Annotated in this window: 19 protein-coding genes; 13 read left to right on the forward strand and 6 right to left on the reverse strand. The window is 38.8% G+C overall.

What is annotated here, in order from left to right; genetic code table 11:
- Genes CEF18_RS21235 through CEF18_RS21255 form a run of 5 tightly spaced genes read right to left on the reverse strand, consistent with a single transcriptional unit; the run spans position 1 to position 6,503 of the window.
- Positions 1-1,197, reverse strand: a complete 1,197-nt coding sequence (locus CEF18_RS21235) for an MFS transporter (protein ID WP_110938485.1) — start codon at positions 1,195-1,197, stop codon at positions 1-3.
- Positions 1,198-2,562 carry a lysine N(6)-hydroxylase/L-ornithine N(5)-oxygenase family protein gene (locus CEF18_RS21240; protein WP_110938486.1) on the reverse strand — a complete coding sequence of 455 codons (1,365 nt, stop codon included), beginning with the start codon at positions 2,560-2,562 and terminating at the stop codon, positions 1,198-1,200.
- Entirely contained in the window at positions 2,531-3,109 is a 579-nt protein-coding gene (locus tag CEF18_RS21245) for a GNAT family N-acetyltransferase (protein ID WP_223292422.1), read from the reverse strand. Before CEF18_RS21245 ends, CEF18_RS21240 begins: the two co-directional genes overlap by 32 nt.
- Positions 3,096-4,931: an IucA/IucC family protein gene (locus CEF18_RS21250; RefSeq protein ID WP_110938488.1), complete on the reverse strand. Its 1,836-nt coding sequence runs from the start codon at positions 4,929-4,931 to the stop codon at positions 3,096-3,098. Before CEF18_RS21250 ends, CEF18_RS21245 begins: the two co-directional genes overlap by 14 nt.
- Positions 4,932-4,946: 15 nt before the next feature.
- The gene (locus tag CEF18_RS21255; RefSeq protein ID WP_110938489.1) at positions 4,947-6,503 is read right to left on the reverse strand and encodes a pyridoxal phosphate-dependent decarboxylase family protein; all 1,557 of its coding nucleotides are present in this window, start codon (positions 6,501-6,503) and stop codon (positions 4,947-4,949) included.
- 1,017 nt (positions 6,504-7,520) lie between these two features.
- Between CEF18_RS21255 and cysQ the strand changes: the two genes are divergently transcribed.
- The 10 genes from cysQ to CEF18_RS21305 all read left to right on the forward strand — a co-directional run bounded on the left by cysQ (position 7,521) and on the right by CEF18_RS21305 (position 19,693).
- The gene (gene cysQ, locus CEF18_RS21260) at positions 7,521-8,345 is read left to right on the forward strand and encodes a 3'(2'),5'-bisphosphate nucleotidase CysQ (protein WP_110938490.1); all 825 of its coding nucleotides are present in this window, start codon (positions 7,521-7,523) and stop codon (positions 8,343-8,345) included.
- Positions 8,346-9,102: 757 nt separating this feature from the next.
- Positions 9,103-11,226 carry a BglG family transcription antiterminator gene (locus tag CEF18_RS21265; RefSeq protein WP_183040980.1) on the forward strand — a complete coding sequence of 708 codons (2,124 nt, stop codon included), beginning with the start codon at positions 9,103-9,105 and terminating at the stop codon, positions 11,224-11,226.
- A 15-nt stretch (positions 11,227-11,241) separates the two neighbouring features.
- Positions 11,242-11,517 (forward strand): PTS sugar transporter subunit IIB, encoded by a 276-nt coding sequence (locus CEF18_RS21270; protein ID WP_110938492.1) that lies wholly within the window; start codon positions 11,242-11,244, stop codon positions 11,515-11,517.
- Positions 11,518-11,520: 3 nt separating this feature from the next.
- Positions 11,521-12,894 (forward strand): PTS ascorbate transporter subunit IIC, encoded by a 1,374-nt coding sequence (locus tag CEF18_RS21275; RefSeq protein WP_110938493.1) that lies wholly within the window; start codon positions 11,521-11,523, stop codon positions 12,892-12,894.
- A gap of 465 nt (positions 12,895-13,359) precedes the next feature.
- Complete coding sequence (locus CEF18_RS21280) at positions 13,360-13,767, forward strand: DUF1499 domain-containing protein (protein WP_110938494.1); 408 nt, start codon at positions 13,360-13,362, stop codon at positions 13,765-13,767.
- 676 nt (positions 13,768-14,443) lie between these two features.
- Positions 14,444-15,586, forward strand: coding sequence for a sensor histidine kinase (locus CEF18_RS21285; RefSeq protein WP_110938495.1), 1,143 nt, complete (start codon positions 14,444-14,446; stop codon positions 15,584-15,586).
- Entirely contained in the window at positions 15,583-16,215 is a 633-nt protein-coding gene (locus tag CEF18_RS21290; protein WP_110938496.1) for a response regulator, read from the forward strand. Before CEF18_RS21285 ends, CEF18_RS21290 begins: the two co-directional genes overlap by 4 nt.
- Positions 16,216-16,348: 133 nt before the next feature.
- Complete coding sequence (locus tag CEF18_RS21295) at positions 16,349-17,281, forward strand: ABC transporter ATP-binding protein (protein ID WP_110938497.1); 933 nt, start codon at positions 16,349-16,351, stop codon at positions 17,279-17,281.
- A gap of 13 nt (positions 17,282-17,294) precedes the next feature.
- Positions 17,295-18,584 (forward strand): ABC transporter permease, encoded by a 1,290-nt coding sequence (locus CEF18_RS21300; protein ID WP_110938498.1) that lies wholly within the window; start codon positions 17,295-17,297, stop codon positions 18,582-18,584.
- 2 nt (positions 18,585-18,586) lie between these two features.
- On the forward strand, positions 18,587-19,693 hold the full coding sequence (locus CEF18_RS21305) for an ABC transporter permease (protein WP_110938499.1): 1,107 nt from the start codon (positions 18,587-18,589) through the stop codon (positions 19,691-19,693).
- 94 nt (positions 19,694-19,787) lie between these two features.
- On the opposite strand, the gene yidC is transcribed toward CEF18_RS21305, so the two are convergent.
- Complete coding sequence (gene yidC / locus CEF18_RS21310; protein ID WP_110938500.1) at positions 19,788-20,654, reverse strand: membrane protein insertase YidC; 867 nt, start codon at positions 20,652-20,654, stop codon at positions 19,788-19,790.
- A 362-nt stretch (positions 20,655-21,016) separates the two neighbouring features.
- Between yidC and uxaC the strand changes: the two genes are divergently transcribed.
- The 3 genes from uxaC to CEF18_RS21325 are packed head-to-tail and all read left to right on the forward strand — an operon-like array spanning position 21,017 to position 24,561.
- Positions 21,017-22,444, forward strand: a complete 1,428-nt coding sequence (uxaC, locus tag CEF18_RS21315; protein WP_110938501.1) for a glucuronate isomerase — start codon at positions 21,017-21,019, stop codon at positions 22,442-22,444.
- A gap of 2 nt (positions 22,445-22,446) precedes the next feature.
- Entirely contained in the window at positions 22,447-23,121 is a 675-nt protein-coding gene (locus CEF18_RS21320; protein ID WP_110938502.1) for a rhamnogalacturonan acetylesterase, read from the forward strand.
- A gap of 18 nt (positions 23,122-23,139) precedes the next feature.
- Positions 23,140-24,561 (forward strand): glycoside hydrolase family 28 protein, encoded by a 1,422-nt coding sequence (locus tag CEF18_RS21325; protein WP_110938503.1) that lies wholly within the window; start codon positions 23,140-23,142, stop codon positions 24,559-24,561.
- Positions 24,562-24,603 lie beyond the last annotated feature (42 nt).

Genomic DNA, 24,603 nt, shown 5'->3' on the forward strand with positions numbered 1-24,603 from the left:
TTATACGACTTCTTTCGCGACATCTTTTTGAATTGGTGTTTTTCGATCTTTAAGAATGGTTAAGCATGCAACGAAAAATGTTAGCAAACAAATTGCTCCAGCAACAACCAAAGGCGCTGCTAAGTTATAGGTAACAACGGAAGTTGATGCGAGCAATGGAGCGACTAACAAACCTGCATTTTGAAAAGAGGATGCAATTGTATAGTTGACGTTTAGCTGATTGCTGCTTTTTTGGAATAAGTAAAGTTCAAGTGTAGATTGTGCGATTGCAAGAAAAAAACCATAAAAAGCTCTTCCTATACATAAGACAAGTAAACTATTTGTCATTCCTTGTAAAGTGAGACTTATTGCTAAAATACCTAAAGCGAATGCAAAAACAAATGATAATTTATCAGGTGAACAGAATTTTCGAATAGTTGGATAAGCAATAAGTGCCATCAGACTCGGAATCAAAAATAAGATACTACTCTCAAGTAACGACAGATTAAAATCAGTGATAGTAAAGGTTGTAAAATACGGACGAATCATATTGTTAGCTACATGAAAGGCAAAAATGACAAGTCCGATTGCTACTAAAAAACGAAATTGTTTTCCACCTGATTGAACCGAAGTCTTTTTAGCCACGATTTTTTTTCTGGATGGTAGCTTTCGTAAGGAGATACAACATATAAACCAAAGAGTGGCCTCAACCACAGCCCATCCGTAAAATAAAAGCAAAGGGTCTTCAAGGTTAATGAACCACGCACCAGATAATGTCCCTAGGATGATGGCGCCGTGAAAGGTTGTGTGGTAAATCCCAACAACCGTAGAACGTTTTTTCTCTCCATTCAGAGCAATCAACAATGGGTAAATGAGAAAAAAACTACTTTTCCCAATTAAAAGTAAAACAGTACACCATAAAAATTGCTGGACATTTTGCGCACCTGCCATTCCAACTAACATTCCAACGGAGATCCATTGACCAATATATAACAAATGCTTTACTTCAAAGTACTTGGAAAGAATCCCCAAAATCGGAACAGCAATGACCACCGTAAAACGAGCGATGAAAATATAAAAAGCTGTATATTCCAAATCAGTAATTCCAAATACCTTCTCAAAAAACTGAGGATAAAAGGGAGACAGTGCTACATCTGTATATACGAAATAATAAATCAAGGAAAATAACACTGTCTGGGTTGCTTTGGAAGTAGTCATTTAGGTAACTCCAAATTGCTGAAAAACATTTCGCTTCGTAACAGGATATACGTCCCGATTCGCGAGTTGATTAATAATGATCGAATTCCGATAGGCTCCCATGCCTAAGTCAGGTGCCGCAACTCCGTGGGTATGCATTTCTCCATTTTGTATAAAAATTTTATTGGAAATATCCTGCGTAAGCGTAAGTTGATAATTTTCCTGTACGCTATACCTTCCTTTCTCATCGCACTCAATCAGCGAGTGCAGGTCGGATAGAAACTTCGGTATAGGGTGTTGATAGCCTGTAGCTGCTACGATAACCTCACTTTCATGCGTAAAAGTTTTCTCTTGTTCCCATTGCCTGCAATGTAGTTGATAATTCCTGCTTTTACCTTGGCTGATTTCCTTCACGTTCGTTATCTCTGTTTTAGCGAGCAATCGAACAGGAGGAGTATCTCCTCCAACGGAATATTCATAGAGTGCATCATAAATATCAGCAATCGTCGTCGGACTAATTCCTTTATATAGCAAGTCTTGTTTCGGTAGCTGTTCGTCCTTTTTCTCCTGCGATAATTGATAGAAATAATCGATATAATCCGGTGAAAAATGCTCCAACCCTAGCTTTGAATATTCCATTGGAAAGAAGCCTTTTGACCGGGTAAACCAATCCAATTGATAGTGATAAAGATGCTGTTCCTTTACCAGTTCAAGAAAAACTTCAGCGGCACTTTGTCCCGATCCTACCACCGTAATGGAATCCGCCTGACGCAACCGATCTCGATTTCTTAAAAATTCAGCAGAATGAAAAAGGTCTTCTTTCGAATGATCAGACATGCTATTTGGAAGATAAGGAGCACTGCCAATTCCAATGGCGAGATTAAGGGCATAATAGTAGCGGATTTCCTTTGTTTCCACGTCCTCTATTTCGACTTTAAAGTAACCGTTACGGTTGTCTAGTTCTTCTTCCAAGGAGCTCTCTTCAGCGATATTCGTTTGCCACTGAATCGCTGTCACTTTCTTCCCGAAGTGGCAACTTGCCAGTTGCTCAGAGACCCATTTACAATAATGGTTGTACTCTCTTCTTGGGATGTGGAATCGTTCCAGAAAATAGAACTTGTACAATCGTTCATGCTCGTGTAAATAATTAATGAAACTAAACTTGCTCTTCGGATTCGCCATCGTGACAACGTCGGCAAAAAATGGGACTTGAAGGGTCGTCTCCTCGATAAGAAGCCCTCCGTGCCACTCAAAATGAGGCTTTTGTTCAAAAAAAAGTGCTTTTACTTCCGATCCCTCTTCTGTTAAAGCAGCTAAGCCGAGATTAAATGGACCAATACCAACGCCAATGACATCATACATGCAGTTGCTGAATGAAGTTGACATCTTTCCACCTCCTAAAAAAGGTTGATCGCTCACAAAACATAAGTAATCCTTGTTTATCAGGCAGTACGATTTCCTTTTGTGGTTCAAAACCACATTTTTTAAATATATGAATCATCTTTCCGTTGCGAATGTCTGGCTCAGCTACAATTTTATTCGTACCCTCATGCTGAAACATAAAGGCTGTCATCGCACGTACGAGTGGTAAGGCTAATCCTTTCCCTAAAAATTTCGCAGGACCGAACAATAGGTGAATCCCTTGATCTGCGTCTTCATGCTGATAGTAATTCCCAATAATGTCTTCGGTAGGCCAGTAACATTCCCAATAGCTCATCGGTTCTCCGTTGACATAGCCAATATATAAAGATTGATGGCGATCACATAATAGTTTGTACAAATGCTCCTTATATTTTGGTAAAGGAAAGTTTTGCTTCCAAAAGGGAATAACGTGGGCTTGATGATGCCAATGATGCAAGCGATCCAAATCGTCCTCTAGCTCGACTCGCCGGAATGAGATTTCATAACCTGTTTCCTCATCAATAAGCCTCAATTGTATCCAACTCCTTCTCAACTAAAGGATTATCGATGTCCACGTAAACCGATTGTGTTTCCAAGGAACCAGTCAACTCATCCATGTCGTGGAAACGCGTGAGTAAGTTTGCTTTGCATGGCAGGGTTTCATATGTAAGTATGCTATTAATAAGCTGCGATGAGGTTTCCACTGGTAGTTCAATCTGTTCTAATGCTTCCTTGATTTCGAACAGGAGCTTCTTTTCCTCTATCAGATTACTTACACCAAATGCGTTAACTAAGCCGAGCAAATGATTATAGTAAAAATAGTACAGTAAACGTTCATCTGCAATCGCGTCCGTGCATACGGTGTTACTTTTTTCGCTAATCCCTGGTAAAAGTCGATTAAGCCGCTCATGATAAGATTGGCAATAATAATAACCTTGATTATCTCGATAATAGAAGCGGTCAGGATAACCTTCTGCTAATTGGATAACACTATTTTGTTGATGCGCTTCAAGAGCGATCCCATAAGTTAAGTAAAGCCACATAATCGGCTTCAAAGAACGACCTAGGTAGCATCGGAACCAATCCAAGCTCACTTCTTCCGTTGAACGTTCCTCCTTAACCGCTAATTCTTTAATTATTTCTGCTAGTCTTGAGGAATGTCCATCGATCGAATCCTGACATAGTGCAGCAACTGAAGTTGCATTCAAAGCACGTTCTAAATAAAATGGATTTTCTCTTAAAATCACTTCAAATCCAGATTCCTTTTCTCCATCAATCGCAACAGTTAAAAAGGCAGGATCGCTGATGATTTGAAAATGAGGATGATTGTTTCTTAGATCTTCACCAATCTTGCCGTCAAGCAATTTTTTAACTTCTACTCCTCTTTCAAGCTCCATCCTCTTATTCGCACGAATAGAATTTGTAATTTTCACGTTCAGGGAAAGCTTCCACATATATTTTTCTTCTGGATGGTAGACTGTCCGAACAGAAGACGTTGGATAAAAGGGACGCCCTTGCTTTCCAATACTTTCGATTAATCCTTGCTCCATCAATGCTTTTACGTGTGGTTTCCGCATGAGAAAAGCGGCCTGCCACGGGTGAATCGGGATAAGCGCATACTCATCGACTTGACAATAGTTCGCTTTGAATTCACTTGTTATTTGAGGATCTTCCTTTAATTGTTCTTTTACAAGTTTTATTGCTGTATTTTCTAGGGCGGACCCATGTTCGACAATCGATATATGGACCCGGAAATAATGTAATTGAAACTTTCCCTTTAACTCTGGCGAATAAAAGGGGGCATCCCATTCAGATATTCCCTGACGACTTTTTGGTGTCGGGTGCAGTAAGTGACCAAATATCAATGCTTGCTCTGATTCTATGAAGTTCATATCAGACTGATAGAGATGATCCGCCTCATTAGAACGCGCTCGCACAAAATTTTCGATATTTTGGCAACTTAAAATGACTCGCATCATCAGTTCATCTTGATATCCAGTCCCATTGCTTGCAGCCCCAGCGTTCATATTCAACTCCTTGATCACCATACTTGTGAGCGTTACATAATCAAGCTCAAACAGTTGATTACTGTCAGAGGAAAGAGAATAAAAGAGAGGAAATGAAAAAATATGCCTTCCAGTGATCGACCAATATCTTAATGGAATATATAAGTGAATATCTTGGTTGGATAATTCGCAATCGATTAGTTGTTTTACTTCCTTGCGATCTGCTAATCTGCTAACCAAGTCGCAGAGGCTATTATCCTTTTCGAGCTTATAATCTCCTGTTTCTCTTAAATAGCAATTTAAGAAGCTTTGAATCGTCGCTTGTTCCGCAATCTGTTTTGAATTCATTTCGTCCATCCTCTCCTATATCCTTTGTTCTGTTTCAACTAAATGTTTGATTTGGCTTAAGATAGATTGAATATCCTCTACAGTTGTACTTGGATTTAGTAGGGTCAATTTTAAGTAAACAGAGTTGTTAACTCTGGTTCGTGCGAGTACAGTATGCCCTTGTTTCAAAAGCTTGTTCCGTATCAATCTGTTCAGCCTATTAAGTTCTTCTGTATCGTTTATTTTCTCTTTTGATTCAGCTCGATATCGAAAAACAACGGCATTAATTTCAGGGTGATTCATAAGCTCAAAATCAGAATCCTTTTCAATCATTATTGCGGTATCTTGAGCTAGCTTAATTGTATAATCAATCATGTCAGCAAACGTTTTTTTACCAAGAGCTTGGAAAGAGACAAAAAGCTTTAAAGCATCAAAGCGTCTCGTCGTTTGAATCGACTTGGTTACTAAGTTGGGAATACCAGTGTCTTCATCGTCCTCAGGATTTAAATAATCAGCGTGTAGCTTGATAAAATCAAAGTTCGATTTGTCCTTTACTAGGAAAGCACCACAACTAATCGGCTGATAAAATAACTTGTGAAAATCGACGGAGATCGAGTCAGCAAGATTAATTCCAGTTAACTGATGTTTGTGACTTTCACTAAGCATAAGTGCCCCTCCATAGGCAGCATCAACGTGAAACCAGATTTGATGCTGATAGGCACGTGTCGCTATCTCAGCTAGTGGATCGACACTGCCGAAGTCTGTTGTCCCTGCTGTTGCGACCAGTGCAAAGGGATGTAACCCCTGATTTCTTACTTCCTTTAAGCAACGATCTAAACTGTCTACGCACATTCGATGATGACTATCTGTCTCCACTGGTATGACTGCTTTCTCCCCTAAACCAAGCAAAAAAGCAGACTGACGAACGGTGAAATGTGCATCCTTAGAGCATAAGATTCTTAGTTTATTGGCCTCGATCGGTAATCCGTTTCTTTGGGCATTCCAGTTAAACGTTCTTTTCAGATAGCGATCCCTAGCCAAAAGTAATCCCATAAAATTAGATTGTGTCCCACCACTTGTAAATACTCCGTCTGCTCGTTTCCTTTGAAAAAAGAGATCGCTTAACCAATCAACCATTTTTTCTTCAAGTACGGTCGCCGACGCGCTTTGATCCCATGAATCCATGGATTGATTTGTTCCACTTATCATCACCTCTGCTGCAAGAGCAGAACTTAAAGGTGGACAATGAAGATGGGCAAGGCATGTTGGGTTTGAGACGACAATGGAATGTCTCAAAATAGTTTTACCAATGTTTTCAAGCACTGTATCCATCGATGATTCGTCATCAGGTAATATTTCTTCAAAGGTTTCATTGAATAATCCCGTAAACTCTTCATGACTTAAACCACTATAAGGTTTTTTGTTATTAGAAAACTGATGTACCAAAGCATCTTGTGCCCGCCCCATTGCATTAGCATAATTATCGAGGCTCTCTTTTGTACTATTTAAAAAGTAATGATTAAATGTTTGATTATTAAGTTGAGCTGATCCATGCGTGACCGGTTCTAGTAAACTAGCTTGTTTAATGACCATTCTTACACCTCCTGGACTAAGCAGCCCTTTAATAAAGACGCTTTAACTGTTTCTCGAGATAAGCCTTAGATAAAATGAATTCTGTAATCACATGCATCTGGATGTAAGAAACTGTTCAATGTATAAATAGTTCTATGTGACCTCCCCACTTTCCTTATAGGCTGTTTTCTAAAAGATTGTTGCTTTTCCCGCTGGAGTCCCTTTTCCAAAAACAAAAAGTATACGAAAACAGACTTCCTATAAATAAATCATGTGTTAAATCCCTATCTGTCTACTATTAATAAACAAAACTAGTAGTGTAGGTGGGAGTCTATGTGGCGGATTGCTAGTTTTACATCATTTACCATCTTTGCCCGACTCGATGTGTTCATCTTATTGAAAATGAGAATCATTGTCAATTAGATTTGAAGAATTAGTCTATTCGTCTCAGGCCAAATCCTTTTGTCCCGGGACGCTTCTCTGCTTCTTTTGGACAGGACGAGTTCTGCCGTTATCTGTTGGTATTTGGCTGTTTTGGACGATAGTTAGGAGGGGATATTCGTTAGATTGACGATATAGTAATAAATAGAAAAGCCCCAGGCGTGAAGAAGAGCAATTCACGCTTGGAACTTTGCATGTAGGATAGATTGAATATGATAAAATATGGTCAATTAAACATTCATGAACTTAAAATTTTTTAGGGGAATTCAGAAATAGTACATGTTCCATTTCATACTCGAAGTAGATAGTTATATTATTAGACTTCCTCAATCAACATTCTTAACTACACTGCCAGCCTCCTTTCGAGGAAGCGTTAGGGACGGTTCTCTGCTTCATTACTGAGTAATATCGATACACTGCTGCAATCTTTTAAAGGATCACCAGATTACCTTAAGAAGGAAATTATGATATATTTGATCTAGAAACTTACGAGGCTACTATCTGTCTTTCTCCCAGGTAGTAGCTTTCTTTTTACCGAGTAACTGAGAAATAGTTGCAAACTTAAAATTCATAAGCTATAAAAATGGAGGTTTTACCTTGCTAAATCGTGTTCAAATAACAGATATTATTGCATTTGCTATCAAAGCTGGTGACGAAATTTTAGATGTGTATCATTCGGCCGACTTTGGAGTGGAAAGCAAAGTCGATGATTCTCCGTTAACGCAAGCGGATAAACGAGCGAACGATGTCATTACGGATTTTTTACAAAAAAATTATGCGGAGATTCCTATCCTTAGTGAAGAAGGAACCCACCTTAGTTTTACAGATAGAAAAAATTGGGAATACTTTTGGTTAGTAGACCCACTTGATGGAACAAAGGAATTCATTAAAAAAAATGATGAATTCACAGTAAATATCGCCTTAATACATAATGGTCAGCCGGTAATTGGCGTAATTTATGCCCCAGTCTTAGATATATTATATGTTGCAAAAAGAGGTTTAGGTTCCTTTAAACTAGCAAATGCCTCCAAACAATCAATGTCTTCAGAAACGGAGCTTCTCAACCTCGCAATCAAGTTACCTATACCAAAACAAGATAATACAGTGTCTGCCGTAGCAAGTCGCTCGCATTTATCAGCAGAAACGGAAGAATATTTAAACAAAGTAAAAGAAAAATACGGAGAAATAACGATTACTTCGGCGGGCAGTTCTCTTAAGTTATGTTTAGTAGCGGAAGGCAAAGCAGAAGTCTATCCAAGATTTGCGCCCACCATGGAATGGGACACGGGTGCAGGACAAGCCATTGTGGAACAAGCTAACGGTACAGTAATAAACACGGAAACGAATGAACCAGTAGTTTATAACAAAGAAAATTTGCTTAATCCTTGGTTTATTGTGAAGAAAGAAAGGTTTGATTTTTAAGTTTTTTTCAAAGTAGAGTTCAATTAACTCATAGTTTATACTCTCGGAGTGGTTATCGGAAAAGTAAATATGATACGGAAGGGATATTATTGCTGAAAAAAACTAAGTAAAAGCTTGCTTCAAAAAAGACTTAAACGTGGATATGTGCTACGTTTAGGCCTTTTTTGATTGGTAAGAAAGAATAGATTTGGACCATGTTTTCTTAAGGGAGAATTGTCGTCTTATAGATTGCTATTTTCCTCCTAACAGAAGTGCTCAATCAGCTCTAGGCGGACGCTTTCCGCGGGAAACGGCTTCAGCCTCCTCAAAAATATGTCTCTTCCTCTGCCAGTAAAGCTCGTCCCGGCGGGGTCTTCAGTCGTTACTATCCCCAGGAGTCGCCGCCTTCACTACTTCTAGCTTTTAAAAAAAGGCAGGGTTAAGAAAACAGTCATTTTAAGTGAAAGACGCTAAGCGTTTTTCTTATCATGTCGAGTTAGCAACCATAGCCTAAATGTTAGGTGAAGAAGAAGCCTTCCCCACCACACTTAAAAATATAAAGACAAACTATTAAATCGAGACATCGTTTTAAATGTAAAAGATAGCAGAAAGAAAATTTGAATGGTTTTGTAAGTATAATATTGCACAAATAGGCACTACAAAATTAAGATTATGTAAGCATTTACATTCTTTGCTGGCAATATCTATAATGAGGTTAACTAGTTAATTTAATTTTTCTGAAAATCTAAAATTGCACATGTGCAAAGGTTGTGTTTCTATGACGTTGGATGAAAGGTGTACACAAATCATCACGGCCCTATTTAATTCAAAGAAATGTGTATCCGTTGAAAGGCTAACAAACCAATTGGGGATATCGAAGCGGACGGTGTATTATGACGTTCAAAAAATAAATACTTGGTTGGAAGAAAATAAATTAGAGAAAGTCAAAAAAAAGCACAGTAAGGGTTATTATCTAGAAAAAGAAGCAAAGGAAATTATTCCAAAGCTTATTGGTGAAGTTAATAAATTTCAATACTTTTATAGCATGGAAGAACGATCGTGTTTAATTGCTGTGGAGTTATTAACTAGCCAAATGCCAGTATTTATAGAAAAATTGATGGAGTTAACACAAGTTAGTAGAGCAACAGTTTCGAATGACCTGAAAGAGATAAAAAGGACCTTTTTACAGCATCAATTAGAGGTGAGTTTTCATAGAAATAGCGGTTATAAAATTACTGGGAAAGAAGAACTCAAGCGGCAATTGTTAGTGAATTATTTGGCAGAATTAATGACAACAAAAAAAGAATGGAATAATTTGATAGATCAGATCAAACTTCCTTTTTATGAGAATGACTTTGGACCTAAGGGGTTCTATGTTCAGTTAAACAGTATGAAACCGCTCATCACAGAATGTGAAGAAGAATTGTCGATTGAGCTAACGGACGAAGCGGTTCACCTATTAGCATTAAAATTGATCGTAATTATTCAGAGATTAATGCATGGAAATCGAATCACTATCGATAACGATGAACAGGAAGCGTTAACTTCAACTACTGAATATCAGGCTTCTGTAAATATCTCCAGGAAATTGGAGATGTTATATAGCATTTATATTCCAGATAGTGAAATATGCTTTATCACTATGAACCTACTGGGATCCAAAGTAAATTATTCAGAATTAGAAGATAGTCAAAATCAAGAAATGAAGAAACTTAGAGTTACAGTTAAAAGCATTGTTCAAGATTTTCAACACTATGCTTGTATTCTCTTTCAAGACAGTTTTCAGCTTGAAGAGTCTTTATTCAAACATTTAAAGCCCGCCTATTATCGTGTTAAGTATAATGTGAGTCTAAAAGATGAAAATACGGAAAATTTACAACGAGAATTCCCAGAGATTTTTGAATTAACAAAGAAATCTATTCGTCAGTTGGAGCAATTACTTGGTGCACAAGTAAAGGATTCGGAAGTAGCGTATATTTCCATGCATTTAGGCGGATGGCTTCAACGGGAAGGGAAGAGGCCAGTTCAAAGGAAGAAAGCAATGATTGTTTGCGAGAATGGTCTAGGTACATCCAATATACTGTGGGGACAGTTGGAAAAAATTGTAGCAGCCGTTGACATCATCGGATCTATTTCACAAAGGCAATATGAAAGTAATCCGTATGACGTTGACTTTGTTTTTGCTACAGCCCCTATAAAAAGTGAAAAACATCCAGTTCTAATCGTCAATCCTATCCTGACAGATAGGGATAAAGAGGCAGTTTTATCCTTTGTAAATAACCACAATGATTATTCTATAGATGAAAAAACAGTAACCCCTACCCTTCATACAATCATGAATATCGTTAGAAAACATACATCAATTTTTGATGAAAAAGAATTGATTCAAGATTTATCATTATTATTTAGTTTAGAACAAGGTACAAACAAGGTTAGAGAGGAGAAACCTGTGTTAAACGAACTGCTTACAAAGGAAACAATTCAATTAAAAACCAAAGTAGCAAACTGGCAAGAGGCTATACGATTCGCTTCAGAACCATTGATAGCAAATGGGAGTATTACTGAGGATTATGTTGAAGCAATGATCACAAATGTGGATGAGTTGGGGCCTTATGTTGTCATCGCTCCAGAGATTGCCCTTCCACATGCGCGCCCTGAGTACGGGGTAGAAAAAATTGGTATGAGCCTTTTACTATTAGGAGAGAGTACTTATTTTTCAAAAGAAGAAAGGCATCGTGCGAGATTAATCGTTGTCTTAGCGGCTGTTGATAATGAAAAACATTTAAAAGCATTAGCTCAATTGTCTACAATGCTATCAGATGAAGAAGTTCTGCAAGATGTAATGGGTGCTGAAAGTGTTGAAGATATCATAACATGTATTGACCATCATTCTACTATATAAAAGGAGAGGTTTCGAATGAGAAAAATATTAGTTGTTTGCGGAAACGGATTAGGAACTAGCTTTATCGTTGAGATGAATGTAAAAGCAATTTTAAAAGAGTTAGGTATAGAGGCGGAAGTCTCTCACACTGATTTGACGACAAGTAAGTCAGAACAAGCGGATTATTATTTAGGGGCAGCAGACTTACTAGAAAATTTAGAAGATGGAAAAAGAAATCTTATTAAATTAACTAACATTATGGATAAAAAAGAACTCCGTGAGGCAATAGAGACAAATATGAAGGGGGCTTAAATAATGGTAGATTTAATAATGAATGATATTCTCGGTACTCCAGCCATTTTAGTTGGTTTATTCGCACTTTTAGGTTTAATTCTACAGCGAGCTGCTATTACAAATATTGTTTCCGGTACATTAAAAACTGTAATGGGTTTTGTTATATTAGGGGCCGGTGCTGGAGTAATCATAGGTTCCCTTGATCAATTTTCAAGCATGTTTGATAATGCCTTCAACATTCAAGGTGTTATTCCAAATAATGAAGCAATCGTAGCATTGGCACAGGACGCTTTCGGTACGGAAACTGCTATGATTATGCTGTTCGGTATGCTCGTAAATATCCTGTTAGCAAGAGTAACCCCATATAAATATATTTTCCTTACGGGACACCACACGATGTTCATGGCTTGTTTGATCGCAGTTATTTTGATGACAGGCGGAATGTCCGGTTTTCCACTTGTATTTATCGGATCTATCATTCTAGGATCTCTTATGGTGCTAATGCCAGCTTTAATTACACCTTATACGCGCAAAGTTACTGGATCAAATGATTTCACTGTTGGTCACTTTGGTTCGATTGGTTACTTCGTTGCAGCATTTGTTGGTGAAAAGGTCGGTAAAAATTCTAAATCTACGGAAGAACTTAAAGTTCCTAAATCGCTAGGATTCTTAAGGGACACTTCCGTTGCGGTGGCATTAACAATGTTTATTCTCTTTTTCATCGTAGCTCTTTTTTCAGGACCTGCATTTATTGAATCAGAACTTAGTGGAGGAACAAATTTCTTAGTATTTGCTTTCTTACAAGGTTTGACGTTTGCTGCAGGTGTATATATTATTCTTGCTGGTGTACGAATGCTGTTAGCTGAAATTGTGCCTGCGTTTAAAGGAATTGCGGATAAAATCGTACCAAATGCGATCCCAGCATTGGATTGTCCAGCAATATTCCCATTTGCAAATAATGCAGTTATAATTGGTTTCATATTTAGTTTCATTGCTGGTTTAATTAGCATGTTTTTACTTCCGCTTTTTGGTTTAAGTGTTATTGTACCGGGTCTTGTACCTCACTTTTTCACGGGTGCTGCGGCAGGAGTATTCGGTAATGCAACAGGCGGAAGAAGAGGTGCAGTATTCGGTTCTATGGCTAATGGTTTTCTTATTAGTTTCTTACCAGCCTTATTATTACCAGTCCTTGGTACTCTAGGATTCGAAGGAACAACTTTCGGTGATTCCGACTTCGGATTAGTTGGTATTGTTCTTGGAGGTATTGTTGAACTATTTTCTTCGCAAGTAGTATTTATTACATTCATACTAGCCATTCTAGCTGCGATCTTTGCAATTGGAATAATGAGAAACAAAAAAAATCCTCCAAAAGTAGAAGAGTCAGTAAATTCGTAAAGTTACTTGAATAATACTAAGAAGTGTGGGGTGGAATCCCTCACTTCTTTTTTGTATGGGACAGCAATCTTTACACCACACTCATAAAGGGTAAAGGGAAGCCCGCCCTTTATGCTCAAGAGATAGTGGCGAAAGATTACGCTGTATTTAATAAAAGACGCTATGCGTTTTTCTTAAACAATATATCCTCGCAAAACCTTCTCCCTATCTTGACAAAAAACGTACTTTTCTTAAACTATTCGTAAACAATAATCTAAAAACTCACTCGGATCGTGTTGAAAGAGTATATTAAGAATCTCACTGATATGGTATGGTTAAACAATAAAAAACGTTTTCAAACGATTATGAGAGATTATCGACGAATAGAGTCACTTTGATTTAGTAAGCAGGAACGGGAATAAATCGCATGTTTTGACAGCAGTCCGATTTGGATCGACGATGCGAAACTCAGGAGGAGAAGATAGAATGTCATTTATGTTGACGTTAAAAAAGATTTTTTCAACAGGGACAGAAACGCGTGATCATCATCCGGATGAGAAATTCGTGACACATTATTATAAAGGGATGCAAAAAAAGATTTTGCATGAAGTGGAGAGTATGTTAAACGGTAAAAAAAATTTCAAGGTGGCTTCGGTATCAGAAGAACGAGGCGAAATCATCGTTCGTGTGACGGGTAAAAAAAAGGTTTTTTTAGTGGCCACTGTTATTATGGTTAGTCCTAACCGAACTTCCGTTGATTTTTCGGCCTCGACAGATACGATCTTATTTACTGACTTTGGCTATAGTAGAAGGTTTGTGACAGAGCTGTATAAGGAGCTTGACCCAAGGCTGAATTTTCTTGGAAAAGGTTTAGGCGATAAGCTGATAAAATAAAATGGAATTTTAAAAGACCTTTATTTGAGTGAAAACTCCATAAAGGTCTTTTTTGCTATCAGAAAGTGTTGCGACCGTAGATAGAAGTCTTTGAGAGTTTGTTCAGAGATAAGAATTTATAAAATTGGCAGCTACCTTCACACCGCAAGCATCAAGGGAAACCCACTCTCCTTTCGAGTAGCACCTACACACATTACGTAGGTGCTACTCGGGGCGGTGGAAGCTGACGCTGTATTTAATAAAAGACGCTTTGCGTTTTTCTTAAAAAAGGTATTGCAATGGCGCTACACACGCTGCTAGCCTGTTCTGAGAAAACGGTGACACTGGCACCGATAAAACGAAGCTTCCCTATAGTAACACTCAAATGTCTGGGATCAGATTGAAAGTTACTATAGGAAGCTTATAGTAACTTTCAGAAAAGTTTGGTCACCCTGAGTGGCACTATAGAAAGCTTATAACTACATTCAGCCTGCCGTGCTCATCTAAAGGGCACTAAAAGTAATTAGCAGCTTCTCCACCGTTCTCTTATCTTCCTATAGATGAGGATTTTCGTCTGTAAAAGTCCTCTATGTATATAAAGAACTTATTCTTTTGTCTCAAACAATTTGCTATGATTAAACTACTTATTAAATAAAACTTATCGAGGTCTCCTAACTCAAGTATCGGAGGGAAACAAATGCGTGCGTACTGGATCTGGTTTTTATTATTAACTACAGTCTGGTTTTTTGCCATTTACCATATCATTGATAACCCTGTCGAAGCCCCTCTTCGTATTGTCGGAAGTGCCGTTTTTTTCACGTTATTCTTTATATCTCCTCTTTTTCGTAAAAAACAAGATGAACTTACCTATCTATTATGTGCTGCTGCATTGCTGTCCATTATCACACTTTGGCCTGTAGATGGCATTGAACCAAATCCATATACTCTCCTAGTTTTTTCGATACTAGCAGGGAAGGCTGTTTATCGACTCAAGCCGTTCCAGGCGTTCATAGTTGGTGGAATTCTTGTTTTAGGTGCTGTGGCACCAGGGATAGCAGGATATTCATCGTTTTCGGTCATTTTTATGCTTCTTTATGCCGTCTCACTATGTGTTGCATTCATTGTATATCGGAAATTATTGAATCGGACAGAGGATTCCTCTGCAAGATATGAAGCGTTACTAAGTGAATACCGCAAAATGAGAAGAAGCACAGCTACAGACGAAGAATTGGCACGTCAAGAAGAACGTTCACAAATTGGCCGTGACATTCATGATAGTGTTGGTCATAAATTGACCGCTTTGTTGATGCAATTAGAAGTATTTCGGATGCAAGCGGATGGAGAGACAGAAAAGCGCTTGGAGGAACTAAAAAAGTTAACAAAGGAAAGTTTAGAAGAAACAAGAAAAGCAGTTAAAGTATTGCGTGATGATCAGGTTGGTGGAATTTCAGCTGTGATTAATCTTATTCGTAAATTGGAGGCAGAAAGCTTTATTCGTATTCAATTTTCAGTGAAACATGGGGTCATGTCTGCGCCTCTTGAAAATGAGCAAGCAATTGTCATATATCGTGCAGTGCAAGAAGGGTTAACAAATATTATGCGCCATACTCCGGCACGGGAGGCTGAAATTATGTTTGAGGCTCCTGGTAAAGGAGTATTTCGTTTTGAAGTATCTAATTCAATCAAAGAAAAAGTGAATTATCGAGAAGGATTTGGTCTGACTTCAATGAGGGAACGAATAGAGAAAATCGGGGGACAGCTGGAGATTGTTCAATACGATGGACGTTTTATTATCCGTGGAACATTGAGTTTAAAAGATAGGAGTGGGGTGAGTGTATGATACGAATTTTGTTAGCCGAGGACCAGGGAATGGTTCGACAAGGTTTGAAAATGATGATTGAAACGGACAGTGATCTTCGCGTCACAGGTGAGGTTAGCAATGGAAAGGAAGCGATATCCCTTTGTGAAACCGTGCATTTTGATATCGTCATTTTAGATATTCGTATGCCGGTTATGGACGGTTTACAAGCAGCAAGGATTATAAATACGAGATGGCCGGATCGGAAAATTCTTATGCTCACGACATTTAACGATGAAGATTATGCACTTGAAGCGCTAAGATGCGGAGCTAGAGGTTATATGCTTAAGGATGCAGAGCCGGATGCATTAATTCGCTCGATTAGAAGTTGTTTGTCAGGAGGACTATCCTTGCAAGAAGATGTAGCAGCTAAAGTAATGCCGCGATTACTTAAAAAAGAAGAAGAAAAACCTGTGGATTCTTCCATAACTCCTAGAGAATTAGATATTATTATGAGAGTAGGTGAGGGGAGAAGTAACCGGGAAATCTCCGATGAATTAGGCCTCTCGATTGGAACCATCAAAAACAATGTTAGTTTAATCTTGGATAAGTTAGAACTTCGAGATCGGACACAGCTGGCTATTTATGCGATCCGTCACAAACTGGTCTAACTACTAAATTGACCATAATGACTAAGGTCATGGTTTCGATAATAAGTAATGACGGAAGACAGTGGGAGCACTGTCTTTTTCTATATATACTTTAAACATAAGGAATCAAGTAAATAACAAGGAGGTTAAAAGAATGTTAGAAACTGAGGTGTTATCAAAAGTTTTCAAAGGAAAAGTCGCAGTTGATGGGGTCAGTCTCTATTTGGATAAAGGAGAATCGGTTGGACTGCTTGGGCCAAACGGTGCTGGCAAGTCAACCACAATATCAATGATGTCATCGTTGATAAAACCAACTTCGGGTGATGTAAAGCTTCATGGGAAGAGTGTGGTTAATGATCCGGATAGTATCCGAAAAGTACTTGGGATGGTTCCACAGGAGATAGCTCTTTATGAGGAATTAACTGCGTATGAAAATCTGAAGTTTTTCGGGCGGATATATGGATTAAAAGGTGAAGTTTTAAAAAAGGCCATTCAAAACATATTAGAGCTTGTAGGGTTAGAGGATCGACAAAAAGAAGTGATTAGTACGTATTCTGGTGGGATGAAAAGACGTATTAATATGGCTGTTGCCATGTTGCATGACCCAGAAGTACTGATCATGGATGAACCAACGGTAGGCGTCGATCCACAATCACGAAGTCATATATTAGAGATGGTCCGAAAATTAAACCGGGAAAAAGGGTTAACCGTATTGTACACGAGCCACTATATGGAAGAAGTTGAACGGCTTTGTGACAGGGTATATATCATGGACTATGGCAAAGTCATTGCCTCGGGTACAAAGGAAGAATTAAAAAGCATATTGTCTGGAGAGGAAACGATATGGATCGACTTAGACCGTGGCAGTCCTAATTTAGTGATGGAACTTCAAGGATTTGAGGGGATTCAACAATCTACAGAGACGGAAAAGGGTTTGAAACTCATTGTTCCTAAAGGAAGCAAATTATTGGGAAAAGTCTTTCAGGCAGCTGAGCGCCATGAAGTTCAAATATTGAATGTAAATGTACAGATTCCTACGCTTGAAGATGTCTTCTTACATTTAACCGGCAGGAAATTAAGAGATTAAGGAGTTGAAACGGGTGGGCACCTTTTTATGGAAAGATATTATCGTACTGTTACGTAAAAAAACAGAATTAATCACACTTATACTGATGCCATTAGTATTGATTGTTATTCTCGGATTTGCACTAAAAGGTTTACTTGGTGGTGACACAGAAGCTCTTAACATGAAAGTCGGGATTGTTAATAAGGATAATGAGCAACTTGGTATCGAGGAATTCATTAACGAACTAGAGGAAATGGATCTTTCAGAAGAAGTGGTCAGTGAGCTTCGTTTGGCAGGCGGTGAGATTAGTCCCGTTTCACTACTGGATGAAGTGTTTCAAGAGGAAGGTATTCAAGACATCATGGAGACAGAGAATATGGATGTAGCAGATAGGGATAAAGCGGTGGCAGAGGGAGACGTAGACGCAGTATTAACGATTCCCGAAGGTTTTACGTATCAGGCTTTACAGAAAATGCTGTTAAATAAAGGGGATGTAACAGCATTTGACATAACGATTAATGAGTATTCCTCCTTATCAGCTAATGTGTTTAATTCTATCGTGGAGGATTTTGTTCGTACGCTTAACTTTGAAACCGCAATAAATAGAGCTTTAGGAGAAGAGGAACAATCAATTTCCTCTCTTGAAGAAGAATCAAGAGAAAGAAATGAACTTGGAGGTATAGAAACAGTTTCAACAGGCGAACCGATTAGTTCATTCCAATATTATACGATAGGTATGGCAGTTATGTTTGTGCTTTTCGTTGCCTCTACGATAGCAGGTGAAGCATACGTGGAAAAGCAACAGCATGTATTTAATCGTATTTTACTTTCTGGGAAACATCCCTTATTATATTTAGCTGGGAAAATGGTATCCACTACTGTGATTGCATTTGTACAATTAGTTCTTTTATTTTCAGTTTCAGCACTTATTTTTCAATCCTTTATCACAGAGACGTTAGAATTTTGGGCGGGTATGGCAATGATCTCTCTCTTTCTCTCTATCTGTGTTGGATCGCTTGCAACACTCTTAACTTCATTGACTATTCGTTTTAACAGCGTAGCATTTGTTTACATTTTTTCAGGTGGTCTTGTTACTCTTTTTGCATTTGCGGGTGGGAGCTTTTTCCCAACATCACAAATGCCTGAGGTGGTCGCTTTAATTGGAAACTGGACACCCAATGGTGCTGCATTAACTTCTTATATGCAATGGATGCAGGGGTTTGGTCTGGATACATTGAGACCTTCACTATTTAGGATAATAGGTGCATCGATCTTGTTTATAACAGCTAGTCTCGTAATTTTTCCGCGAAGGAGGTTAGTTTGAGTATGAAGTCTATTTATTTACTGCAATGGCAACGATTTCGAAGGGAACCAGTTCTAGTAGTGTCATTTTTTGTATTAACGATCCTGTTTATCTCGGTTTTAGCGGGTTTTGGGACCGATAATAAAATGACTGTATACACCTTTTCAGATGCTAGTCTGTCTGACTCAGACCGGGACTACTGGCTAGAGAAATTAAATGAATCCAATGAATTTGAGTTTCAAACCACGGAGGAATCTCAGGCAAGGCAAGCAGTTGCAGAAGGAGAAGTAAGTTTAGCTTTAAAATTAATGAAGGAGGATTACCTTATATTTGTAGCGGCAGATGAGCCAGGTCGTTACCTAGTGGAAGGATATATTCACCAAATTTATAGTGAACAATTACGTTTGAATGAGGTGGAGAACCAACTAGTTGGAGGTGAGTTCCATGGTGAAGTGGAGAGATTATTGGCTGAACCGAGTCTGACGGTTGTTACATCTTCTCTCGAAGGAGAACATGGTTCCTATGAATCTGATGGACAACTGCAAGTTTTATTTGGGATGACGTTGTTCTTTAGTATTTATACAATTATGTATAGTCTAGGTAAGATCGTCGAAGAGAAACAATGGGGTACATGGAATCGTCTTATTTTATCGCCTCTTAGTAAGACTCAAATATATATTGGACATTTAATGTATAGCTTTACAATTGGTTTTATACAAATACTACTGATTTTCCTGTTCTTTCAATACGTATTTCATTTCGATATAGGAGATCGTTTTGGTACTATCTTAGTTATTATAGGGTTTTATACGTTTGCCATTGTTGCTTTAAGTATGCTGCTTATGGGAGCAGTCAAAACCTCTCAGCAATTTCAAACAGTTGTCCCACTTGTTGCTACAAGTATAGCCATGCTTGGTGGTGCATTTTGGCCGATCGAAGTAGTATCAAATCCATTCATGATAGCTTTATCAAAAGGAATGCCAATTGCTTATGGCTTAGATGCTTTAAAGGGTGCAGCGATTTATGACAGAGGAGTATTTGATTTAGTTGAACCGTTATCACTTATGTTGCTTTTCGGCGTCATATGTATGGGGGTAGGTATTAACTTAATGGAGAGACACAAAGCATAATCACACGAATTTAGATGTTTTTACTTTGACAGAAGGTGCTCGAATTCCCTTCCAAGCGGATTCAAGCACCTATTTAAGAACGGCTATTCTTACCTCACTTATTCTCCTCAACAGTATCAGAAGAAACTTCCTGATCAATAACAGGTACCGATGGCTTTGGCTTGTACAGATAACGGGCCAACTGAGATTGGAAAATTAAAAAGATTCCCCCGATGGACCAATAAAGTGGCAGTGCAGCTGCGACAGCAAAGGAGAATACTCCCATCATGATTGGCAGAATGTAACCGATGATCTTCATTTGTTGCTGCATCTCTCCGCCTTGACCGACAAGCTTTGAATCCTTCATTTCTTTTCGTGAAAACTGGAATTGTACGGAATAGATCGCTGCTGCTATCAAAGGCAGAATTGCATCTCTTTCACCGAGATTAAACCAAAGAAAACTGCTCCCAGCAATTTCAGGCGTTCGAATAATGGCATAGTAAAAACCAATTAAAAACGGTAACTGAATCAATACAGGCAAACAGCCAAACGAGGCCATCGGATTAAACTGGTGTTTTTCATAAAGTTTTATAATTTCTTTTTGCATCTCTTGTTTATCTTCTTTACTTTGCTTTTCCTTATAACGATCTTTTAACTCTGTCATTTCAGGATGAATGATAGCCATTTTATCTTTCATAAAAATTTTGTTTTTATATTGTTTAAGCATAAGTGGCATTAACGCAGTACGAAGTAAAACAGTCATGAGAATGATCGATAAACCATAGCTTCCTTGAAAAATCGTCGCAAAAAAATGAAGTAAAAATGAGAATGGATAGACGACAATCTTATTAAAAATCCCCGGAGTATCAGAATTTATTGGCTCCGTATTGACTCCGCACCCGGATAGCGTGAGAAGTAAAATCCCAACAACCAGTAGCGGAAGAATAGAAGGAAAATGAGATTGTTTCGTTGAAAAAATCATGATGATAGGCCCCTTTTTATGAAAACGTCGTCATTTTTATATATAATTGTAGTATGATAGATAAATAAAATGAATACAAGAGAATATTTAGAAAAGAAAGAATTATAAAAATACAGTATTGTCGCATGTTTTATGACATGATATAATGAAGTAGAACGAAAATGAACGTAAAAAAACAAGTGAAGATCACGACGAGAAGCGGTAATAGAGTGCGATTTGATGATGCCGCAAGCACAAAATCCAGAAATTCTCTTGATACATTGCCCCTGTTTTTTTGAGCGGGTCAAAGGCCTTATTAAGAGAAAAATTTATTTACAGCAAAAAATAACAACGTTGTTATTCCATTAGAGGAGGAAACAAAGATGACAAAACCGTTTATTCACGATGATTTTATGTTGCAAAATGAGGTAGGGAAAAAACTCTATCATGAGTATGCGAAGGATATGCCAATTTTTGATTTTCATTGTCACTTGAGTCCAAAGGAAATTAGTGAAAACCATCAGTTTTCGAACATCTCAGAGATTTGGCTCCACGGAGATCACTATAAATGGCGGGCCATGCGTACTGTTGGTGTTCCTGAAGATATCGTCACAGGACGAGAGGCTACGGATGAGGAAAAGTTTGCTGCATGGGCAAAGACCGTTCCTTACACGATCGGTAATCCGCTTTATCATTGGACACATCTCGAGTTGAAGAGCTATTTTGGTATCGAAGACTTGTTAAATGAAGATACGAGTAAGCAAATATGGACAGAGGCTAATAAACAACTGCAAGGAACGGAATTAACGACACACAGTATTTTAAAACGTTCGAATGTTAAGGGCATTTGTACAACGGATGATCCAATTGACGATCTCCGATACCACAAGCAGATTGCTGAAAATCCAGCTATCGATACAAAGGTGTTGCCGACTTTCCGTCCGGATAAGGCGATTGAAATCCAACAGCCAGGTTTTAATGACTATATTACTAAATTGGCTGCCGCTGCAGAAATGGAGATCGCTACTTATGATGATGTGTTAACCGCATTGGAAAAACGAATGAATGCCTTTGATGAAGTGGGATGTGTTGTTTCCGACCACGGCATTCAGACGCTTCCGTTTGCACCTGCCACAAAAGAAGAAGCAGCGACAATATTCAAGAAAAAATTAAGCCAAGAAGAACTTAGTCATGAGGAAGTAGAAAAATACAGGACATATACGATGACTTTCCTAGGAAAGCAGTATTCACAACGACAGTGGGTGATGCAACTTCATTTAGGCGCGATTCGAAACAACAATCAGCGAATGTTCGAAAAACTTGGTCCTGATACCGGATTTGATTCCATGTATGACTATGATATGGCCGGATCACTCAATGGCTTTTTTAACGAACTTGATCAGACAGATGACCTGCCAAAAACAATCGTTTATAACCTGAACCCGATTCATAACGAAGTGATTGCGACGGCGATCGGCAATTTCCAGTCATCCGGAGTTAAGGGGAAAATTCAATTTGGTTCAGGCTGGTGGTTTAACGACCAAAAGACTGGAATGGTGAAGCAAATGACAGATTTGGCGAATCATGGATTACTTAGTCTGTTCGTCGGAATGCTGACCGATTCGCGAAGCTTCTTGTCTTACACCCGTCATGAATACTTCCGCAGGATTCTTTGTAATCTGATTGGGGAATGGGTAGAACTTGGTGAAGTTCCGGAAGATTATTCGTTACTTGGAAACATGGTGCAGGATATTTGTTTTCACAATGCGAATGAATTTTTTGGTGTCGGACTTCAACATCAGGAGGCATAGTCATGACTCGTATCTTCTTAATTGGTGATTCCACGATGAGTACCTACCCGGAAGCGCGTTATCCACGAATGGGCTGGGGGCAGGTTCTTCAAGACTACATCCCGGGAGCTGAAATACGGAATCATGCTGTTCCAGGTCGAAGTACAAAAAGCTTTTATGAACAAGGACATTTTGAAGAAGTAGAGGAATTACTGCAGGAAGGTGATTTTCTCTTCATTCAATTTGGCCATAACGATTCGAAAAAAGACGACCCAATCAGGTTTACGAACCCTTGGAGTGACTACCAGGATAACTTGAAAATGTACATTGATGCTGCTCTCAGCAAACAGGCAAGACCGATTTTATTGACCCCTGTTGCACGCAGATATTTTGATGAAAGTGGTAATTTGATCGACGCGCATGGTGATTACCCGAAATCGATGAGAAAGCTCGCGGCAGACCTGGACATTCCCCTTGTAGACGTCACGCATTTGTCAGAAGCATGGTTACGAAAACAGCAGCCTGAAGCGACGAAGCAGTTTTTCATGTGGCTTTCCCCAGGAGAATACGATTATTATCCTGAGGGTAGTGAAGATAATACTCATTTCACTGAAAAAGGCTCGCATGAAATTGCGAAAATAACGGCGAACGCGTTGGTGGAAAAAGGAATTATTCCTCCTCGTTGGATGACAGTGTAGGAAGAAGGGATAATTCAGATGGATGTTATAGACGGAATGACAAAGGATCAGCCATTTCAAGTCACGCTTCCTAGTATTCCTGAACGAGAAGTAATGATCACGAGTTTTGGAGGCAAAGGGGATGGAAGTTTTGACAATACAGAAGCTTTTGCGAGGGCTGTTGCTGATTGTCAACTGCACGGTGGCGGAACGATAAAAGTTCCAGCTGGAATCTGGAAAACGGGGCCGATTACGTTTACCAATCAGATGCGATTGGACTTAGTTCAACACGCTGTGATCCAATTCAGTGATGATCCGAAGCATTATCCCTTAATCGAAAGCTCTTTTGAAGGCGAAAGGGTCTACCGTTGTCAATCACCATTGAATGGGGAAAAAATCTCGGACATTGAGATTACGGGTCTCGGTGTCATCGATGGTGCAGGTCAGGATTGGCGCTATGTCAAAAGATTTAAGATGTCGGAGATGCAATGGGAAACACTCGTTAACTCAGGTGGAGTCGTGACAGAGGATGAGCAGGAATGGTGGCCATCTATAGAAGCTTTACATGGAAAAGAACACATTCACCAGCTTCGTCTGCAAAACGCTGACAAGTCCGAGTATGAGAAAATAAAGCACTTTTTAAGGCCGAGTTTACTCAGTTTCCGAAGCTGTGAGCGCATAAAACTTAGCGGTGTAACCTTTCAAAATTCGCCGGCGTGGAACGTGCATCCTCTAGAAAGCAACGACATTTTGATTGATGGCGTTACGATCAGGAACCCATGGTACTCCCAAAATGGGGACGGATTAGATATTGAGTCATGTAAACGGGTTATTATTCAAAACACTGTTTTTGATGTTGGAGACGATGCTATCTGTATGAAATCCGGAAAAGGTAAATGGGCTCGTGAATTAGGGATACCAACGGAACTGGTTGAAGTAAAAGGATGTAAAGTCTACAGTGGGCACGGAGGTTTTGTTATCGGTAGTGAGATGTCCGGTGGCGTAAAAGATGTCTATGTTCACGACTGTGATTTCTACGGGACAGATAGTGGATTGCGATTTAAAAGTAGCCGTGGAAGAGGCGGAGTAGTTGAACGAATTCAAATTGAACGGATCCAAATGATGGATATTAAAGAAGACGCCATAACGTTTCAGATGCACTACAGCAATAATGGAGAGAAGGTTGGGGAGACAACGGAAGCGGTTACAGAAGAAACTCCTGTATTTAGCGATATCCACCTTAAAAAGGTCACGTGTATCGGTGCAAAAAGACCGATTGTGATTCACGGCCTTCCGGAGCAACCGATAACAAACTTGATTTTTGAAAAGATATATGTGGAAAGCGAACAGGCACTTGAAATCCACAATTGCGATAATCTAGTACTCTTGCAAACGGAGATTCTGAATCGAGATAAGAAGGATCCGGTATTTGTAAATTGTCAATTTGGTGTGAAGGAGTAAACAGGTTTTAGAGGTTGTTGATTTGTTAGAACAGAGGGGATC

The organism is Salipaludibacillus neizhouensis (assembly GCF_002886185.1).
Classification (GTDB): Bacteria; Bacillota; Bacilli; order Bacillales; family Salisediminibacteriaceae; genus Salipaludibacillus; species Salipaludibacillus neizhouensis.

Excerpts from the sequence above, each read along its gene's own strand:
- CEF18_RS21235 (WP_110938485.1), bottom strand. The coding sequence starts at position 1,197 with ATGACTACTTCCAAAGCAACCCAGACAGTGTTATTTTCCTTGATTTAT.
- CEF18_RS21240 (WP_110938486.1), bottom strand. The coding sequence starts at position 2,562 with ATGTCAACTTCATTCAGCAACTGCATGTATGATGTCATTGGCGTTGGT.
- CEF18_RS21250 (WP_110938488.1), bottom strand. The coding sequence starts at position 4,931 with ATGAATTCAAAACAGATTGCGGAACAAGCGACGATTCAAAGCTTCTTA.
- CEF18_RS21255 (WP_110938489.1), bottom strand. The coding sequence starts at position 6,503 with ATGGTCATTAAACAAGCTAGTTTACTAGAACCGGTCACGCATGGATCA.
- CEF18_RS21265 (WP_183040980.1), top strand. The coding sequence starts at position 9,103 with ATGACGTTGGATGAAAGGTGTACACAAATCATCACGGCCCTATTTAAT.
- CEF18_RS21270 (WP_110938492.1), top strand. The coding sequence starts at position 11,242 with ATGAGAAAAATATTAGTTGTTTGCGGAAACGGATTAGGAACTAGCTTT.
- CEF18_RS21275 (WP_110938493.1), top strand. The coding sequence starts at position 11,521 with ATGGTAGATTTAATAATGAATGATATTCTCGGTACTCCAGCCATTTTA.
- CEF18_RS21280 (WP_110938494.1), top strand. The coding sequence starts at position 13,360 with ATGTCATTTATGTTGACGTTAAAAAAGATTTTTTCAACAGGGACAGAA.
- CEF18_RS21285 (WP_110938495.1), top strand. The coding sequence starts at position 14,444 with ATGCGTGCGTACTGGATCTGGTTTTTATTATTAACTACAGTCTGGTTT.
- CEF18_RS21290 (WP_110938496.1), top strand. The coding sequence starts at position 15,583 with ATGATACGAATTTTGTTAGCCGAGGACCAGGGAATGGTTCGACAAGGT.
- CEF18_RS21295 (WP_110938497.1), top strand. The coding sequence starts at position 16,349 with ATGTTAGAAACTGAGGTGTTATCAAAAGTTTTCAAAGGAAAAGTCGCA.
- CEF18_RS21305 (WP_110938499.1), top strand. The coding sequence starts at position 18,587 with ATGAAGTCTATTTATTTACTGCAATGGCAACGATTTCGAAGGGAACCA.
- yidC (WP_110938500.1), bottom strand. The coding sequence starts at position 20,654 with ATGATTTTTTCAACGAAACAATCTCATTTTCCTTCTATTCTTCCGCTA.
- uxaC (WP_110938501.1), top strand. The coding sequence starts at position 21,017 with ATGACAAAACCGTTTATTCACGATGATTTTATGTTGCAAAATGAGGTA.
- CEF18_RS21320 (WP_110938502.1), top strand. The coding sequence starts at position 22,447 with ATGACTCGTATCTTCTTAATTGGTGATTCCACGATGAGTACCTACCCG.
- CEF18_RS21325 (WP_110938503.1), top strand. The coding sequence starts at position 23,140 with ATGGATGTTATAGACGGAATGACAAAGGATCAGCCATTTCAAGTCACG.